An 18,429-nucleotide genomic window follows, 5' to 3' on the forward strand; every position below is an offset into this window, starting at 1 on the left:
TCAGACTTTCGTCCATTGCGGAAGATTCCCTACTGCTGCCTCCCGTAGGAGTCTGGGCCGTGTCTCAGTCCCAGTGTGGCCGATCACCCTCTCAGGTCGGCTACGCATCGTCGCCTTGGTGAGCCGTTACCTCACCAACTAGCTAATGCGCCGCGGGCCCATCTGTAAGTGACAGCCGAAACCGTCTTTCAGCTTTTCCTCATGAGAGGAAAAGGATTATCCGGTATTAGCACCGGTTTCCCGGTGTTATCCCAGTCTTACAGGCAGGTTGCCCACGTGTTACTCACCCGTCCGCCGCTAACCAACGGGAGCAAGCTCCCATTGATTCGCTCGACTTGCATGTATTAGGCACGCCGCCAGCGTTCGTCCTGAGCCAGGATCAAACTCTCCAAGAAAGTTGATTAGCTCAAAAATATTACGTTGGCTTCGTTTCAAAAAGAAACGAATATTATTGTTTGTTTACACGTCTTGTTTGTTTAGTTTTCAAAGAACAATTTTTTGCAAAGCCAATTATTTAAATATTAGCTTGTACAATTTTGCTTTATCGCTCAAAAGCGACCTCTTTAATTTACCACATCGCTCTTCTTCTTGTCAACAACTTTTTTTCAATTTCTTTTTCGTTGTTTCTCTCTTGAAGAGGACGAGATTTAATATACCATGATAAATAAATGATTGCAATATAATTTCTAAAGTTTTTTTAAAAAAAGTTCCCCTTATATTTTAGAGCATTTGGTTTCATTTTAATCAGAAAATTTTATACACAATCTTATCCACAATAAAGAGTTGATACCTATCGCTATTCAACCTGATTATCCACAAAATCTGCGAATATTCCCTCTATTTAAATATCCTCAAAAAAAATAACCCGATGCATCGGATTATTTTTCTGTTGTTTAACTCTTACTGGTTACCGCAGACTTTATTTTTATTTTCCTTTCATCAAGAACAAAAAGAGCAATACCCGCAATCACAATCATCCCTCCGATTACTTGTGACCATACAACGTATTCACCCAATATAAAATAAGCCAAAATTGTCGCGCCCACAGGCTCAAATAAAATGGCCATAGAGATGGTTGAGGTGCTTAACCATTTTAACGACCAGTTAAACAATGTATGACCAAGTAAATTAGGAAAGAGTGCAAGCAAAATAAAATAAATCCAATCACTTGATTTCTCCGGGAATAGTGACTGCCCAGCTGATATAGTATAAATCAAGAGGGTAATGGCACTGATTAAATAGACAACAAAAGTATAGGTTATTAATGATAATCTTTTTCTAACATTTTGACCGAAAAGTAAATATGCTGTTACTAAGGCGCAGCCAACGAGCGCGAGAAAATCACCAAATAGAGCGGATCCGCTAATCTGAAAATCTCCCCAACTAATAATGACACTTCCAGCCACAGCAATTAATCCACTTAAAATGGCTTTAACAGATAGTTTTTCTTTAAAAAATAAATAAGTCCCTATAAAAGCGAATATAGGCTGCAATGTCACCAGAACGGTTGAGCTGGCAACGGAAGTGTAATTTAACGATTCAAACCAAAGAATAAAATGAAAAGCTAACAATATTCCTGCAACGATAGAAAAAATCCAGTCCTTTTTGGTAATCTGGCGAAGTTCAGATACATGCTGTTTTGTTAAAACAATGGGCAGCATAAAAAGAACTGTGAAAAATAATCGGTAAAAAGCGATAACTCCTGAAGGTGAGGTACATAGCTTTACAAAGATCGCTGATGCCGAAACAGATATAACGCCCACAGTAAGGGCAGCGTAGGGATTAATTTTTGGTTCCTCCATGATAGTCTCCTTTTAAATAAAGTCATCCAATGTTCTCTTTTATATATAGCTATCGTATAATATTTTCTATTACTTAATCAAAGAATTTAATTTTTTATAAATGGATGTGAATATGACATGAACAATATTACTCTTGAGATTTTAATTAAACTCGGGGTTTCTGCCGTATTTGGACTCGTTATCGGCTTGGAACGTGAGCTTAAAAGAAAACCAGTTGGATTAAAAACAAGTCTGGTAATATGTATTGTAAGCTGTCTCCTTACAATCGTTTCAATTGAGTCAGCCTATATGTTTCCAAACTCCGACAAAGTCAAAATTACAATGGATCCACTTCGACTAGCTGCACAGATTGTTTCCGGTATTGGATTTTTAGGTGCTGGTGTAATTTTGAGAAGAGGGAATGACAGCATTTCCGGTTTAACGACAGCAGCCATGATTTGGGGTGCGGCTGGAATTGGCATAGCTGTAGGAGCTGGTTTTTATTTAGAAGCATTTACTGGCGTTGCCCTGCTGATGATAAGTGTTGAATTAATTCCTTTTTTAATGAAGCTTTTTGGGCCAAAACAATTGCGGGAAAAAGAGATCAATCTTCAATTATTCATTCGGGATAAAACCCAAATCGAATATGCCATCTCCTTTCTTTTAGAGAAAAAATATATTGTTAGACGGATTCGCATAAAAGATTTAGATAACGGCGATCATCTTGTTCAAATCCTGGTTTCGGTTGATTATCGTGAAATGACAACGGATGTTTATACCTCTGTTTCAAATTTAAAAGGAGTAAAAAAGGTGGAAATTGAAAGTATTAGTTAGGTCATATTATTATATTAAAATTTCCTCTTGCAAGAATTGCCCTTTTCATATATAATTCTTCTTGTACCAATTCTTGTTGGGGGATTAGCTCAGCTGGGAGAGCGCTTGCATGGCATGCAAGAGGTCAGGGGTTCGAGCCCCCTATTCTCCATACTTCAAAACCTTTGCACATATATGCAAGGGTTTTTTGTTTGTCGTAAAATTTGCTGCGGTATCTGATAGGTATGTATTTGGCATTTAATTTTATATTGTGATTGGCATATTTCATGTTTTAAAGGATAAGCCTTAAAACACAAAATTATGAGTCTTCTGTATTAAGGCTTAATTTATTTGGTCCTTCTTCCACAATCGGGCCAGATAGTGGAAGAAGACTTTCAAAAAATCCTGGATATTTATGTTGATATTAGTATTGAGATTTAAATTACCTCACAATTAGATTAAAAAAATGCCTCAAGATTCCGTATTACGTCTCTTGAGGCATATTCTTTTTACCTGTTATTTATTTTTTACATATTCATAAAGTGTCATGGACGAATTACTAAATCCCATCCATCCGCCTTGGCTTTGGCCGGATTGAGAGTTCTGCCACTCGCTATTAGGTACGATCTTGCAGTTAGTTTTAATCCAATTAAGAACCGACGTTTGCTGACCACCAAATGACCTTCCTTGAAGAAGGAAATAGCGAATTTGGCGATCATTCACCAGCTTTTGAAGCTTATCAACCGTCAGCGCCGGGTCATTCCCCATAAATCCTCCCATAGCCATTACAGGCAGACCGGTGTCAAGAATGATAGGCACAGCTGTAGTAGCGTTTAATGTAGCTACCAGATATGTTCCCTTTTGATAATTTGCCTTTAAATAGTTTTCAAGTTTGGGATTAGCTGACATTTCATCCCGTCCATGCTGGTTTTGCAACTCCGGACCGGCAAATGGTTTGGTTACCGAACCCCCATATTCCATTGGTGTCATTGCCCAAGCCGTTGGGGCTGCTATTGAAGCAAATACACCAGCAATTATGGCAAGTATGGATATTTTTTTCCTGACCGCTGTTTGAGTAAGCAGCAAACAAATCAAAGCTATTAAGGCAGGCACAGCAATTGCAATCGAAAGCGGATCCCGTAATGACGGATATTTCCTTACGATTGAAAGGTCAAAAATCACAGTACATAGGATTGCAAGTGGGAAAAACCATTTCTCTATTTTTACTTGATCGCGCCATTGACTCCACATCTGTTTAAAGCCTGCCCCGGCCAAGGCAGCAATCCCCGGAGCCATCATTACCATGTAATAGCTGCTGAACCTTTTTGCAATACTAAAGAATACAAACATGGTCAAAACCCATACGGCCCAAAAGATCGCTGTTTGGCCTTTTTTGTCCAGAGGACTCCAGAAACGAGTACCCCACAGCAGTGACACAATTCCGATTATAGCCACTGGCAATAGCCAGCTCAGCTGCCCATCCAATTCAGGTGTTGTAAGCAGCCTTAAAGGGCCGGGATTCCCTGTTTGTCCAAATCCGGAAAAACCGTTTCCACTCCCATTACGTGACATCCCCCTCGTAAACTGGAATTTATGGCTGTTCGTTTGTTGTCCCATCGATGTTGGGGCATTTGTCCTTGTATATTGGCGGGTTCCGTTTGCCCTGTTCCAGCCATTTAATCCCTGGCCTTGCTGTGAACCGTTATGGATACGGCCTTGATAACCTCCCTGCGCCCCGTAATGAAAATTCCCTTGGGCGCCGCGCTGCTGACCTACCAAACGATTAATTCCGTTATATCCAATTGCCAGCGTTACCATGGAATTGTCTTGGGTGCTCCCAACGTAGGGACGCTGATTTGATGGAATCGAATCGACGATTACCGACCACGACAAGGAAACAACCACAAGAACGACCGTTGCAGTCAATAAGTGAACAAACTTTTTGGCCCAGGTTAATTTAGTTGAAATGAAATAAAACAGATAAAATGCCGGCAGAACAAGGTACGCTTCCATCATTTTAATGTTAAACCCGATACCAACCAAAAAGAAGGCAAGAAGCAGCCATTTTAAATGGTTTTTCTCGACTGCTTTACTGAGGGCCCATGTGGCAATCAGAGTTACAAACATCAGCATACTGTCCACTTCGTTTGTCCGGTCTGCTGCCACCACAATAGGGGTAACTGCTAAAAATAGGGCCGACAGCAGCCCTGCACCAATTCCGAATACACGAGCTGTGAGATGGTAAAGTAAAGCGACAGAAAGTACTCCTGCCAAAGCTTGCGGCAGAAATAAACTCCATCCTTTAAATCCGAAAATATACGCACTTAATGTTTGAAACCAAAAATCAACCGGAGGCTTGTCAATAGTGATAAACCCCTTCGAATCAAAAGAATTAAAGAAAAAGTTATGCCAGCTGTCCAGCATACTTTTTACTGCGGAAGAATAATACGTATTTCCATACCCTTCCTGCCCCAACTTATAAAAATTAAGAATAATTGATATTAATAGAATGACTGCTAACGCCAAATGATGCCATTTGAATTTAAATTTTTCCTGGCTCATAGAAGAACCTCTCATCTCCTTAAAGATATTTTTTCATTAATCAAAAATACTAAATGGGTATTGACGGAAAATGAACAAAATGTAAATGAAAAATGAACTTTTCCACGTTTAGCTGAATTTTATTCATCAACATAAGAATACCCATTTAATATTAAAAAGAACTGAACTTAATCTTAAATTTTATGGAATAATGAAAAAGAACCCAATTTCTCTATTTTAATACAGAGAAATTGGGCTTTTTAATATTGAAATTTCCTTTTTGTTTATCTTCCACGCCTATTTTTTCTTGAGCTTGTTTGAAAAGTTGTTTCCCCACTTTTTGCGGTTGTCCGGCTGTTTATTCTTTTTCTAGTAACCGATTTTCGTTGTTTACTCCGCTCATCATACTGATTTTTTGTTTTTCCTTGTTCAGTATAAGCTGAATCTTTGTTATTCTCTTGTTTTTTTACAAGGTTTTGTTTTTGAATCGTAATGTTAAGTTGCTTTTCAATTAACTCCAGAGTGGTTCGGTCTGCAGATGAGTAGAAGGTAATGGCCAGTCCCTTCATCCCTGCTCTTCCAGTTCTGCCAATTCGGTGAATATAGCTTTCTGCATCCTGGGGGATATCATAATTAAACACATGTGTTACCCCTTCGACGTCCAAGCCTCTCGCAGCTACATCCGTTGCAATCAGCAATTGGAAATCAGCTTCTCGGAACCGTTTCATCACAAGCTCTCTTTTTGCTTGTGACAAATCACCATGCAATTCATCACAGGAAAAACCATGCGATTTCAATGCATCATACAGTTTGCTAACTCTCCGTTTCGTTCGGCAAAAAATCACGGCTAAAAAAGGGCGGTGTGTCTCAATTAATTGAATAAGTGTTGCTTGTTTCGCCCGATCCGTAATGTGAATAGCCATCTGCTTGACATTATCTGCCGGTCCTTGGATTTTTTTCACTTGAATATATTCTGGGTTAATCATATATTTTTTGGCTAACGATCTAATTTCTGGTGGAATCGTTGCTGAAAATAATAAGGTTTGCCTGCTTTCGGGCGTTTCGCTAATAATATCCTCTACTTCATGTAAAAATCCGATATGGAGCATTTGATCCGCCTCATCTAGAACAAGGATGGATACATTCGATAAATTTACCGTTCCTCTTCTTAGATGGTCTAATAAACGGCCTGGAGTTCCGACAACAATTTGGACGTTTTTCTGCAATTTCTTTAGCTGTTTCTCAACATCCTGTCCGCCATAAACAGCTAAAACATTCATTTTCGGCATATCTACTATTAATTTTTCAATTTCTTCGGTAATTTGCAGTGCCAATTCTCTCGTCGGAGTTACCACGAGTGCTTGTATCATATCGGTGTCCGGGTCAATTTTTTCAAGGATAGGTAATATAAATGCAAATGTTTTACCCGTACCAGTTTGTGCTTGTGCAATAATATCTTGTCCATTCATTACAGATGGAATCGCACGTTCCTGAATGGGGGTTGGCGTTGCAACACCATAGCTTCGTAATAAATTAACAATTGTCTCTGAAATACCCAATGACAAAAAATCAGGCAAAAAAATCCCTACTTTCTATTCTGTATTAACGCGCTTAAAATATCGGTAACAATACGAGTATTTCTCTACATTTTAACCACATTACGGCTGTCTTCTTTCCTATTCTATCCCTCATTATATAAGAAGGAAAATACAAATAAAACGCTGTATATTTTTACATTAAATTGAATATTATGCTAATTTTATAGTTGAGACTAAATTTTCAAAGATGGCTAATCATGATTTTTATTCATGGATCTTATTAGTGCCGATTGGATTTTTTATCCTAACTGCTATCTGTATTTTCTTAATCAATGACTCTCTTAGGTTATATTTTCAGAAAAAGGATGCCATTTGATATAATAAGAGTATAGTTTAAAAATGCGGCAGTTTTGAACTGCTGCTTGTTTTTTGCTCCTTCCCCCCGCGTATTTCTTTGATTCTTCTGTTTTTTGAATTTTAGTTAATTAAAAAACAAATTATATAAACATCTATAGTAATTGGAGTGTTGTGTCATTGTCCATCAAGAGAAAGCTGCCGTTGATTTTTTCCATTATCGTGTTTTTTATTTTAGTTGTTAATAATGCTTTCCATTATATTCGTTCGAAGAATCAACTGCTAAACTATAATGAAAAAGAAATTGCGATGATCACAAAGGAGGTCTCAACACAGGTTGAAAATACGAAGCAGGGTTCAGAATATGTTGAGGATATTCTTGCCAGAGAGCTAAGAGTTGCATCCGTGGCCATCGAAAAAGCATTGCCCCCGCATTATCAGAATGTAACAAATGATCAGCTAAGGACTCTTGCAAAAGAATTAAAGGTTTCCCATATTACCCTCTTAGCCAAGACCAAAGATGACATCATTGGGGTAAAATCCTCTGACCCGAAAGAAATTAATCTGAGTACAAAAGGCTGGGGTTATTGGTATACGGCCTATCAACAATTGTTTACGCTTAAACCGGTTTCGGTTGGAAAAGGATTAACGCTACCCTATTATTGGTCAGGGCCAATGGAAATTGCCTCCTCTAATCCTGATCATATTGATAAATGGGGCTATTATTTTGATGGAACGACCAATTACATCATCGATCCCTATTATCGTGATAACAGGGTTTTGGAATACGAAAGAAGGTTCGGCCCAGGAAAGATTATCGAGGATTACACGATGGTACCGGGCGTATTGGAGCTCTCTGTTTTTAATCCAAAGAATTTTGGCAAAAAAAATGAAGTAGTCCATTTAAATGGAAATAGTTATATTCGAATTTCAGCAAAACCCATTTGGTATGGAACATACAAATATTCAAATGTTAAGACGGATACCAAGTTTATTAGGAAAGCACTTAGCACCAATCACGTGCAATCGTATAAAGATCATTTAAATGGTATGAACATTATGAAGACCTTCGTCCCCGTTAGGTCAAAAAGTGAGCCCTATGTCATTGGCCTTGTATATAATTTTGGTCTCATCCAAAATGAACTTTTACATGAGTTAATGGTTCATATTCTTCTTTCCATTGTGATTATGATCCTGGTGCTCATCATCAGCTTAGTTTTTTCTCGCTCCATTACAAAACCCATCGGTTATATCGTCGAGCAGGTTAATGAAATTACGAAAGGTAATTTCGGGATAAATCTTCAGTTAAACCGGAAAGACGAGCTTGGATTGCTGACGGAAAATGTGAATGCTCTATCGAACCGTTTGCGCAAATATGTGAATGACTTGAATCAGAGCAGGGAATTAATTGAATATCAAGCGTATCATGATCCGCTTACGGGACTGCCTAATCGAAGATATTTTCAAGAAAAATTACAGCCGCTCATTGAACAAGCCGAATTAACGGGCGGGACTGTATCTGTTCTATTTATCGATTTAGATCGCTTTAAACATGTTAATGACTCATTTGGACATGGCAAAGGAGATGAGTTACTGAGAATTGTCGCGGGCCGGATTCAAGAATGCCTTTCAGACGATCATTCTATCATTACAAGGCAAGGCGGCGATGAATTTATCATCCTACTAAAAGATCTTGATCTGGATGAAACAAAGACCACTGCAGAAAGAATTGTAGATGCCATAAAAAGGGTTTATATGATGAATGGAATGGAGATTTATTTAGGAGCAAGCTGTGGAATCAGTTTATATCCTCTGCATACATTAAATTTAGAAACCCTGATTATCTATGCAGACATGGCTATGTATGCAGCCAAAAAAATGGGTGGAAATAAGGTCATCATTTTCAATGAACAAATTAATAAATTAAGCCAAGAAAACCCTCGGTTAGAAGCACGTTTAAGAAAGGCGATCGAAAAAGGCAAAATTGACATTCACTATCAGCCAAAAATCAACGTTCATTCATCGACCATCTTTGGCGCTGAGGCATTGGTACGATGGAGTGATGAAGAATTTGGTTCTGTTTCTCCCGAAATATTTATTCCACTAGCCGAGGATACCGGGCTAATCCAGCCATTATGGGAATTCGTCATGAAAAAAGCCTGTAAGCAGGTTAGTAAATGGAATCGGAATCGTTCAGAGCCCTTAACCATTTCCGTAAACTTTTCTGCCCGTCAATTTCAAGAGCCTCTTTCAATGGCAAAAAAGGTAAAGGCAATCCTGGAAGAATGTCAATTGGAACCTAGCCATTTTGAAATTGAAATTACTGAAAGTATCTTACTCAATAATTCACCTGAAATCATTCAAGCATTGCAATACTTGAAAAGTTTAGGAATAGCGATATCGATTGATGATTTTGGTACGGGATATTCTTCACTAAGTTATTTAAAAAACCTGCCAATCAGTACACTAAAAATTGATAAATCCTTCATCCAGAACATCGAAGAGGATTTAAGCAATTCAGAGATACCGGAAGCCATCATCACTCTTGCCAAAAGCCTTCATCTTAATGTGATTGCAGAAGGCGTTGAGAAAGAGTACCAGAGGGACTTTCTAATATCAAAAAACTGCCTGCAAATGCAGGGATATTTGTTTAGCCAGCCACTTAATTCCCGGGAATTCGAAAAATATCTTCATGAAAAAAGTTAGGGACCAATCTGCCCTAACTTTTTCACGAAGTAATTCTACTTTATACATTGTTCTATCTTGCTAACACAACTCCCATGATGGTCGATCTTTAATTTTTTTACACACATCGTCGGGAATGACTTTGTCAGCGTCTCGACCAATTGTCTCCCATTTCCTTTTTCCATAAAACAAATCACGGTTGGTCCTGCACCACTTAATGCTACCCCAAAGGCACCATTCAATTTGGCTTCATGTTCTATTTCAGAAAACAAGGGGATCAGCGGTTTCCGATAAGGCTGATGGAAAGAATCCAGTTTCATCATTTTGCCGGCCAAATCCCAATTTTGACTAAGTAATGCTGCAACTAAAAGGTTCGCAGTTGACGAGGCTTTGATTGCATCTTGATAAGAAATAACGGACGGCAAAACTTCGCGGGACTCCTTCGTTAATAAAGTTTCATCCGGAATAACCGTCACCACTTCGAATTCCAAATCATGGAAGGATAATAAATCTACTTCCTTTTGCTGATAACATCCAATCACCAAGCCTCCAAACAGTGAAGCACCAACATTATCCGGATGTCCTTCTAACTCCGTTGCCAATAAAAGCTTTTCCTGCCTTGTTAAAGACAGACCTCCCACAATATTAGCAAGTTCAATCGCTGCGATGATTGCCGAAGCACTTGACCCTAATCCTCGTGCCAGTGGAATATCACTGTCAATTTGAATTTTGCAAGGCGTCAGTTTTTTCCCAAATTTATTAGCAGTTTGGATCGCAACTTGGCAAATAAAATGCTGTTCATCAGTAGCCAAATTCTGCAGTTCATAGCTGCTTGAAGAAACTTCCCACTGTTCGCTCTTTTCGACCTCTAATGTTAAGTAGAGATCCAGTGCCAATCCCATCGAATCAAATCCTGGGCCCAGATTGGCTGTACTTGCCGGCACTTTGATTGAATAGCGATTATTTAGAGTCATCCGCAGACAACTCCCTTAATATGCTCAGCCACTGCCTTTTCATCATTTGGCAATTGAATGAGCTTCACCTGGCTGCAATTGATGGCAGTATCCGGATCCTTCAAGCCATTCCCTGTCAGGACTGCGACAATCTTGGTACCTTTATCAATTTTGCCTTTTTGAATGCTCTTAAAGATGCCCGCAATCGATGCACTTGAAGCCGGCTCAACAAAAATTCCTTCCGCTGCTGCCAGTTTCTTATAAGCCATTAAGATTTCCTCATCACTTACTTCATCAAATAATCCATCTGATTCCTTGACGGCATTTACTGCCAGCTCCCAGCTGGCTGGATTGCCGATTCGAATGGCGGTTGCGATCGTTTCCGGATTCTCAAATACCCGGTTATGGACAAGGGCCGCTGCGCCCGCTGCTTCAAAACCATACATCCTTGGTAACCCCGTGCTTTTCTTAACATTGTACTCCTTAAAGCCTTTCCAATAAGCACTGATATTTCCGGCATTCCCCACCGGTATGGCCAAAACTTCAGGTGCAAACCCTAGTTGATCACAAATCTCGAAAGCCGCCGTTTTTTGCCCTTCTAAGCGGAAAGGATTTACCGAATTGACCAGGGTAATCGGTTCCTCCTCACTAATATTTCGAACCATTTTTAACGCTTGATCAAAATTTCCCTTAATCGAAATAATTTCAGCTCCATACATCATTGCCTGAGCCAGTTTGCCGAGGGCAATTTTCCCTTCAGGAATCACGATGACACACCGTATTCCTGCACGAGCCGCATAGGCTGCAGCAGATGCAGATGTATTTCCTGTTGAAGCGCATATAACGGTCTTACTTCCTTCTTCTACAGCCTTTGCGACCGCCATTACCATCCCACGGTCCTTAAATGACCCCGTCGGGTTGGCCCCTTCCATTTTTACATATAGCTCCACATCCCATTCCCTTGAAAGTCGTTCAAGTTTAATTAACGGAGTGTTTCCCTCATTTAGAGTGAGCTTCGGTGATTCATTGTTAATCGGTAAAAATTCTTTGTATGCTTCTAATAATCCTGGCCATCTCATAGCGATTTCCTCACCACTCTATAGGAACTTTTAATTTCTTTTACGGCAGTTAGATCCTTTAATTCTACTAAGATTTTCTCATAGCTGGTAATAGAAGCCCTGTGTGTAACAAGGACAATTTCCGCTGTCTCATTTTTCTTAACTGGCATCTGAAGAATTTTTTCAAAGCTAACTCCATATTTGGCAAAGATTGAGGTGATATCAGCAAAGACACCAACTTCATCTTGGACATGAATTCTTATAAAATATTTCGAGAACTTTTCCGAATCATCCTTTAAGCGTTTCGGATATTGTGGAGTAACGGCGCTTCGACCGTTAACACCAAGGCGCAGATTTTTGATTACTCCGACTAAATCGGAAACAACTGCCGTGGCAGTTGGCAGGCTTCCGGCACCAGGACCGTAAAACATCGTCTCACCAACAGCTTCACCATACACATAAACGGCATTGTATTCGTTATGCACAGAAGCGAGCGGATGTTGATCGGATAAGAAAGTTGGCTGGACACTTACCTCCACTTTTTCACCTTCACGATGGGCATTTCCAATCAGCTTCATGGTATATCCCAGCTGTTTTCCATATCGTAAATCTTCCTCTGAAATATTTGAAATCCCGCAAACCTTTACATCTTCCAAATCAATATGCATGGAAAAGCCCAAAGTAGCAAGGATGGTCATTTTTCGAGCTGCATCCAAGCCTTCAACATCAGCCGTTGGATCTGCTTCAGCAAAACCGAGCTCTTGAGCTTCTTTTAGGGCTGCTTCATACGGCAAGCCCTCCTGGCTCATTTTTGTTAAAATAAAATTTGTCGTACCATTGACGATACCCATCAATTGCGTTATTCTATCGGACGCAAGACCATCAACAAGCCCTCTTAGGATAGGAATGCCCCCGGCAACACTCGCTTCATAAAATAAATCGCAGCCATGTTCAGAGGCCACTTTTAGCAGTTCAGAGCCATGTAATGCCATCAAGTCTTTATTAGCTGTTACCACATGCTTTCCTTGACGGAGGGCGTTTAGCAAATAGGGTTTGGTTTCACTCGTTCCACCCATCACTTCAATCACTACATCTATCTCTGGATCATTTAAAATTTCATCCGGATTCGATGTCAACAAGCCGGGGACCACTTCGACAGCCCTTGTTTTATGTAAATCCTGCACAAGAACTTTTTTAATTTCAACGGGACAGCCTATTTGATGAATTAATTTATCTTGATGACTTTCAACAATTTTTACAACACCGGAACCAACTGTTCCTAAACCTAATAATCCTATTGAAATTACATTCATGGTATTCACTCCTAAGACTGTCTTTTTCAGATGAACAAATGTATATATATAGTAGACATTATATGATTCTCTTAATTTTTTTACAATAGAAACGTTTTCGCTGCATTCTATTGTAACCGCTTACTGCCGCATCATGTCGCGATTCCTATTTTTAAAAAAATTTTTCAAAAAAATTATATAATATTTTTCCTTTACAAGTCTTGTTTTTAGGCTGTAGAATATTCCGTATATTCAACCAATAATGAAAAGTATTGATGAAGAGGGCTGTTAAGGGATGGCTTCAGAGAGCCGGTGGTTGCTGCAAACCGGTGTCGTTTCTTAAAAATGCCAAGCACTTCTGAACTGGCACGCTGAAAACAAAAAGTAAGCCTGCCCGGTGAGAAACCGTTAAAGTATGGAGGAGGACTGTCCTTAGGGATTGCCTCAAAAGAGGGTGGCACCACGGTAGATCACGTCCCTCATAACAAGACAAATCTGTCTGTTATGAGGGACGTTTTGCTTTTAATCACTTTAATGAAAACAAGGAGGTTTTGATGGCACATGTATAAAGTACTTGTAACGGATGGTATTAGTGACACAGGATTGCAAAGTTTATTCAATCATCCAAATTTTATTGTTGACAGGCAGCCGACTCTTCCAACGGAGGAGTTAAAAAGCATCATTGGAGCATACGATGCCCTAATCGTCCGCAGCCAAACGAAAGTAACTGGAGAATTGCTCCAGGCAGCGAACCGGCTTCAGGTCATTGCAAGGGCGGGTGTCGGTGTCGATAATATCGATGTAAATGCCGCCACTCGAAAGGGAATTATCGTGATAAATGCACCCGGTGCTAATACGATTGCGGCAACAGAGCATACATTGGCGATGATGCTTTCTTTAGCCCGGAAAATCCCGCAGGCCCACCAGAAAACATCTACTGGTGAGTGGGACAGAAATTCCTTTAAGGGCGTCGAGTTATACAAGAAAACGCTTGGCGTTATCGGTATGGGTAAGATTGGTACCGAGGTAGCAAAACGAGCAAAAAGCTTTGGCATGAACATTCTAGGTTTTGATCCTTATTTAACTGAAGAAAGAGCCAAAAAACTCGGAATAACAAAGGCAAGCCTAGATCTTATTGCCCAAGAATCAGATTTCATTACCATTCATACCCCACTGACAAATGATACAAAAAAATTGGTAAATGAAGAGTATTTACGAAAAACCAAAAAAGGAGTTCGCTTTATTAATTGTGCCCGCGGCGGCATTATTGATGAGAAAGCATTAGTCAAAGCTGTTCAATCTGGCCATGTTGCCGGTGCTGCTTTGGATGTATTTGAAAAGGAACCGGTTGCCGATCCTGAAATGCTGCAAAATCCGAATATCATTGTAACTCCGCACTTGGGGGCCTCCACGATTGAAGCACAAGAAAAAGTGGCCCAAGAGGTCAGTGCCGAAATTATTGATATATTTGAATCACAGTCGATTCACCATGCCGTGAATATGCCGCAAATGTCAGGTGAAGCACAAGCAAAAATGCAGCCATATTTAAACCTAGGCGACCAAATGGGGCAGTTGGTAGTGCAATTATTAAAACAGGCTCCCGGAAAAATTGAAATCAATTATTATGGGGATTTAATCGAGGAAGATACGGAATTATTAACCCGGACCATGATTAAAGGAATACTATCCTATCATTTAAGCGATTCGGTGAATCTAATCAATGCCCTTCACCTTTTAAAGGAACAGGGGGTTTCCTATAATGTCCAAAAAAATGCGACCAACAAAGGCTTTGCCAATTATATGGAGCTGTCCGTTTCTCAGGATGGAGAGACAGCTAAAATTGGGGCAACCGTTCTAAATGGCTACGGCGCCAGAATCGTGAAAATCAATCAATACCCGATCGACGTAAAGCCGGAGCATCATCTCTTATATGTAAAGCACCAAGACGTCCCTGGAATCATCGGCAAGGTTGGATCGCTCTTAGGAGATTATTTAATCAATATCGGTACCATGCAGGTAGGCAGAGCTGCAGTCGGCGGCGAGGCAATCATGGTATTAACCCTGGATAAAAAATTGGATGCAGATGTAATTCAAGCCTTAACCTTAATTAATGGGTTAGAAGAAGTACAGTTATTAGAACTGCCAAATATAGATACATTTGAACCAGGACAGATTGAGCCGCAGAGAGTAGAGAGCAGCATTTAAGTTATTAAAATTCAACATATATAAAAAAGGATGGCACAATTTAACGGGTTCCGTTTCATGTCGCAAAACCCGAAGCCCAATTTGTACTTCCTTTTGTATCTGTTTTTGCAATTAAAAATAAAATGGCTCAGTTCAACTGAGCCATTTTTAATATCCGGTACCTGATAAAAAGATGCCGATTCCCTCATCTGGGCCCGCTCTTATCGGTTGGGGGGCAAGTTAAGCACCTTGTTTGATAAATAAGCGGAGAAATTTCTCTTAATTTGGAAATAGCACTAAAAATAACTAAAATAGACGGAGAGATTCCGCCTATTGACTCGAAAAACATGAAAATGTGGGATTTTCCTTTGCATAGCCGGAAATCCTCCCCTTATTTACCCCGAAACGAGCTCCATTTTGCAAATAACCGAAAAATCTCCGCTTATTTTACATATCAAAGTTAGTGATAGGGAACGGAACCCGTTAGGCACAACGGCCATCCTTTTTTAAAGTATATCTTTTACATTCAAAACAGAATCAAGAATATAATCTGCTTGATGTTTTTCAAATTCTTTGCGGGCATCTTTTCCGGAGAGCCCTGTTAAAACAGCAGCGAATTGGCAGCCCATTTGTCGTGCTGCTAATAAATCAGCCAAAGAGTCTCCTACAACCAAAACCTCATCACTATTTTCTAGCGGCAATGCGACTTGTAAACAGTCCTGAACAGAAGTCCCTTTACCATAAATACCTTGAATATAGGTAAATGGATGAGGTTTGGATAAGGACCCTTTATCAGGAAACGCCTTCTCTGCATCCAGCACCTCATCTGCAGTTACAATATGATTTTCATTAAAGTGCTTTAACCAATCCAAATGATGAAATGGAACAATCGTTTCCAATGCTGGTCTTCCCGTGCCAATTCCAATTTTGAAGCCGGCTTGTTTTAAATCCTGAAACAGTTTATCAATATCTTTAGGTAACGCTAGTGTTGTTTCATTTGCTAAAAAGCCCCTTTTACCGAGCTGAACGGAGTCACGGCCTGTAGATTCAAGAACATTATCATCCCCAACATACCATTCCTGGGAAACATGCTCACAAACTGACCAAAGAGTTCGATCTTCGTTGAAGATAGAAGTTTCCACACCTAATTTTTCAAATGCCAGTTCGTTAAGGTATCCAAGCAGCTCTTGTTTAACAGCAGTTGAGCGCTGGAAGTCTTCTACAAATAAATCAAAATTCGTTTTTACCTTGTAATTTTTTAAAACCTGTCCTATCTCCAGTAAAATTTCACGATTAATAGGCCCCTGCAGCCACTTATTAATGTTAACAAATTCACTATCCTTAATTTGTGATAATAAGTGGATTAGCTGATGACTGAACGATAAATAAATCATGTCCCAGTTAGCATTTAATCCTCGTGATTTTTGGAACTTTAGAACTTCATCATTCTGAAAAACTTGCTCTCTAATAGCTTTTATTTCTTCATCAGTCAAATTTGTTTTAAATTGATCCGGCATCAGACCTAAATAATTTTCACTGATTAACAATTCCCATACCGTCAGGGCGGAAGCATCAAAATAATGTTCCTCACTTAAAAGAACCCCGTCCACATCGAATAAAATCGTATTAATCATCCACCCTACCTCTTTCCAGATAACGCTTTTATACTTTATCGTACCACAGCAACCATAAGATTTTCAAAACAAAAAAGCCGTATTAAACGGCTTTTCATTTTATACCACCTCCGTTACGACAGCTTCTATTGCTTCCTCCAAAATCAGCAAACCTTCTTCAAGCTGTTCATCCGTTATCGTTAAGGGCATAAGGATTCGGATGACATTACTGAAAATCCCTGCGCTCAATAATAGTAGGCCGCGCTCTCCTGCTGCTTTTACAATTTTTCCAACCATTGCTTTATCAGGCGTTTTATCGTTTTTATCCCGCACAATTTCCATCGCACACATCGCACCAAGCCCGCGGACATCTCCGATACATTCGAAGCGATCAGCTAACAGCTGCATTTTTTCTTTCACACGAATCCCTAATTTTTCAGCTCGATCATTAAGATTTTCACTCTCAATAATATCTAGAACAGTCAATGCAGTACGGCAGCCGAGCGGACAACCGGAATAGGTGCCGCCAATCTCTCCAACCTCAGCCGAATCCATTATTTCTGCACGGCCAATCACACCGCTAATTGGAACGCCGGCCCCCATTGATTTAGAAATGGTAATTAAATCAGGGACAACCCCAAAATGTTCGATAGCAAAGTACTTTCCTGTACGGGCAAAACCAGTTTGTATTTCATCCGCCACAAACAGAATTCCATATTGATTACAAATCTCGCTAACTCGTTTAACGAAAGCAGCATCCGGAACAATAAAACCGCCTTCGCCTTGGACAGGCTCCATAACCACGGCAGCTATCGTTTCCGGCGCCGCTTCATTAACTAAAAATTGTTCGAATTGTTCAATCATCATGGCGCTGTATTGCTTTTCATCCATTCCCGCTGGACGTCGATATACATATGGGTATGGGGCTTTATAGACCTCTGGAGCAAAAGGTCCAAATCCAAACTTATAAGGCTTCACTTTACTTGTCATCGTCATGGTCATGAGTGTCCGGCCATGGAACCCCCTAGTAAAAGAGATGATCCCTTGACGTTTCGTATACTTTCTGGCAATCTTCACGGCATTTTCAACCGCCTCAGCACCACTGTTAAAAAACGCAGCCTGTTTTTCAAAATCTCCGGGAGCGATATTGCAAAGCCGTTCAGCCAACTGAATATAAGATTCATACATCATTACATTAAAACCAGTATGAATAAATTGGCTTGCCTGCTCCTGAAGAGCCCAAACCACCCTAGGATGGGAATGCCCGACGTTAATTGTACCGATAGCCCCGGCAAAATCGATATACTTATTCCCGTCCACATCTTCGACGAGGGCTCCTTGTGCTTTTTTCACGAAAGATTGAATATTATTACTGATTGCTTTTGGAACATATTTATTTCGTTTTTCCAAAAGCTCCTGCGATCTTGGACCAGGTATTGATGTCTCAAGCTTTACAAATTTCTTTTCCACTTTTCACGCTCCCCCTCTTATGCATCCTACCTTTTAATGTATTATTCACTTACATGAGATAGTACCCGTTTAAGGGCTGTAAGGCCCAACCTTGATTTGCTAACCTTTTTTTTGCATAAAAAAACAGCAAATTCCTTCAATTGGAAT

11 protein-coding genes, 1 tRNA gene, 1 rRNA gene and 1 other annotated feature (1 of these 14 running past the window's edge) are annotated in these 18,429 nt (G+C 39.8%); of the genes, 4 read left to right on the plus strand and 9 right to left on the minus strand.

Features of this window, described 5'->3' with window-relative positions:
* Positions 1-395: ribosomal RNA gene (locus ACZ5XR_RS22245) — 16S ribosomal RNA — on the minus strand (it extends 1,155 nt beyond the left edge of the window).
* Positions 396-893: 498 nt separating this feature from the next.
* The gene (locus ACZ5XR_RS22250) at positions 894-1,802 is read right to left on the minus strand and encodes a DMT family transporter (RefSeq protein WP_464498659.1); all 909 of its coding nucleotides are present in this window, start codon (positions 1,800-1,802) and stop codon (positions 894-896) included.
* Positions 1,803-1,919: 117 nt separating this feature from the next.
* Between ACZ5XR_RS22250 and ACZ5XR_RS22255 the strand changes: the two genes are divergently transcribed.
* On the plus strand, positions 1,920-2,615 hold the full coding sequence (locus tag ACZ5XR_RS22255) for an MgtC/SapB family protein (protein ID WP_464498661.1): 696 nt from the start codon (positions 1,920-1,922) through the stop codon (positions 2,613-2,615).
* 78 nt (positions 2,616-2,693) lie between these two features.
* Positions 2,694-2,766 (plus strand) — tRNA-Ala (locus tag ACZ5XR_RS22260).
* Between the two features lie 344 nt (positions 2,767-3,110).
* On the opposite strand, the gene ACZ5XR_RS22265 is transcribed toward ACZ5XR_RS22260, so the two are convergent.
* Positions 3,111-5,156: a glycosyltransferase family 39 protein gene (locus ACZ5XR_RS22265; protein ID WP_464498662.1), complete on the minus strand. Its 2,046-nt coding sequence runs from the start codon at positions 5,154-5,156 to the stop codon at positions 3,111-3,113.
* Positions 5,157-5,419: 263 nt separating this feature from the next.
* Positions 5,420-6,712, minus strand: a complete 1,293-nt coding sequence (locus tag ACZ5XR_RS22270; RefSeq protein WP_464498664.1) for a DEAD/DEAH box helicase — start codon at positions 6,710-6,712, stop codon at positions 5,420-5,422.
* Positions 6,713-7,207: 495 nt separating this feature from the next.
* Between ACZ5XR_RS22270 and ACZ5XR_RS22275 the strand changes: the two genes are divergently transcribed.
* Positions 7,208-9,733 carry an EAL domain-containing protein gene (locus ACZ5XR_RS22275; RefSeq protein WP_464498665.1) on the plus strand — a complete coding sequence of 842 codons (2,526 nt, stop codon included), beginning with the start codon at positions 7,208-7,210 and terminating at the stop codon, positions 9,731-9,733.
* A 35-nt stretch (positions 9,734-9,768) separates the two neighbouring features.
* Here the strand turns inward: ACZ5XR_RS22275 and thrB are convergent, their stop codons facing one another.
* Genes thrB through ACZ5XR_RS22290 form a run of 3 tightly spaced genes read right to left on the minus strand, consistent with a single transcriptional unit; the run spans position 9,769 to position 13,036 of the window.
* On the minus strand, positions 9,769-10,686 hold the full coding sequence (gene thrB, locus ACZ5XR_RS22280) for a homoserine kinase (protein ID WP_464498667.1): 918 nt from the start codon (positions 10,684-10,686) through the stop codon (positions 9,769-9,771).
* A complete protein-coding gene (gene thrC / locus ACZ5XR_RS22285; protein ID WP_464498668.1) occupies positions 10,683-11,744 on the minus strand; it encodes a threonine synthase in 1,062 nt (353 codons plus the stop codon). The genes thrB and thrC overlap by 4 nt, the downstream gene beginning before the upstream one ends.
* The gene (locus ACZ5XR_RS22290; RefSeq protein WP_464498669.1) at positions 11,741-13,036 is read right to left on the minus strand and encodes a homoserine dehydrogenase; all 1,296 of its coding nucleotides are present in this window, start codon (positions 13,034-13,036) and stop codon (positions 11,741-11,743) included. The genes thrC and ACZ5XR_RS22290 overlap by 4 nt, the downstream gene beginning before the upstream one ends.
* Before the next feature lie 242 nt (positions 13,037-13,278).
* Positions 13,279-13,498 (plus strand) — a binding site (T-box leader).
* Between the two features lie 78 nt (positions 13,499-13,576).
* Here ACZ5XR_RS22290 and serA point away from each other — a divergent pair.
* Positions 13,577-15,220, plus strand: coding sequence for a phosphoglycerate dehydrogenase (serA, locus tag ACZ5XR_RS22295; RefSeq protein ID WP_464498670.1), 1,644 nt, complete (start codon positions 13,577-13,579; stop codon positions 15,218-15,220).
* Between the two features lie 485 nt (positions 15,221-15,705).
* Here the strand turns inward: serA and ACZ5XR_RS22300 are convergent, their stop codons facing one another.
* Together ACZ5XR_RS22300 and gabT are read right to left on the minus strand one after the other, a co-directional pair.
* Positions 15,706-16,833 (minus strand): HAD family hydrolase, encoded by a 1,128-nt coding sequence (locus ACZ5XR_RS22300; protein ID WP_464498671.1) that lies wholly within the window; start codon positions 16,831-16,833, stop codon positions 15,706-15,708.
* A gap of 99 nt (positions 16,834-16,932) precedes the next feature.
* Positions 16,933-18,282 (minus strand): 4-aminobutyrate--2-oxoglutarate transaminase, encoded by a 1,350-nt coding sequence (gabT, locus tag ACZ5XR_RS22305; protein WP_464498672.1) that lies wholly within the window; start codon positions 18,280-18,282, stop codon positions 16,933-16,935.
* Positions 18,283-18,429: the final 147 nt, after the last annotated feature.

The sequence above is a fragment of the Neobacillus sp. Fa239 genome, assembly GCF_055395235.1.

What these genes read in the sequence shown, in the direction of transcription:
- ACZ5XR_RS22250 (WP_464498659.1), bottom strand. Translation starts at nt 1,802, where the DNA reads ATGGAGGAACCAAAAATTAATCCCTACGCTGCCCTTACTGTGGGCGTT.
- ACZ5XR_RS22255 (WP_464498661.1), top strand. Translation starts at nt 1,920, where the DNA reads ATGAACAATATTACTCTTGAGATTTTAATTAAACTCGGGGTTTCTGCC.
- ACZ5XR_RS22265 (WP_464498662.1), bottom strand. Translation starts at nt 5,156, where the DNA reads ATGAGCCAGGAAAAATTTAAATTCAAATGGCATCATTTGGCGTTAGCA.
- thrB (WP_464498667.1), bottom strand. Translation starts at nt 10,686, where the DNA reads ATGACTCTAAATAATCGCTATTCAATCAAAGTGCCGGCAAGTACAGCC.
- thrC (WP_464498668.1), bottom strand. Translation starts at nt 11,744, where the DNA reads ATGAGATGGCCAGGATTATTAGAAGCATACAAAGAATTTTTACCGATT.
- ACZ5XR_RS22290 (WP_464498669.1), bottom strand. Translation starts at nt 13,036, where the DNA reads ATGAATGTAATTTCAATAGGATTATTAGGTTTAGGAACAGTTGGTTCC.
- serA (WP_464498670.1), top strand. Translation starts at nt 13,577, where the DNA reads ATGTATAAAGTACTTGTAACGGATGGTATTAGTGACACAGGATTGCAA.
- ACZ5XR_RS22300 (WP_464498671.1), bottom strand. Translation starts at nt 16,833, where the DNA reads ATGATTAATACGATTTTATTCGATGTGGACGGGGTTCTTTTAAGTGAG.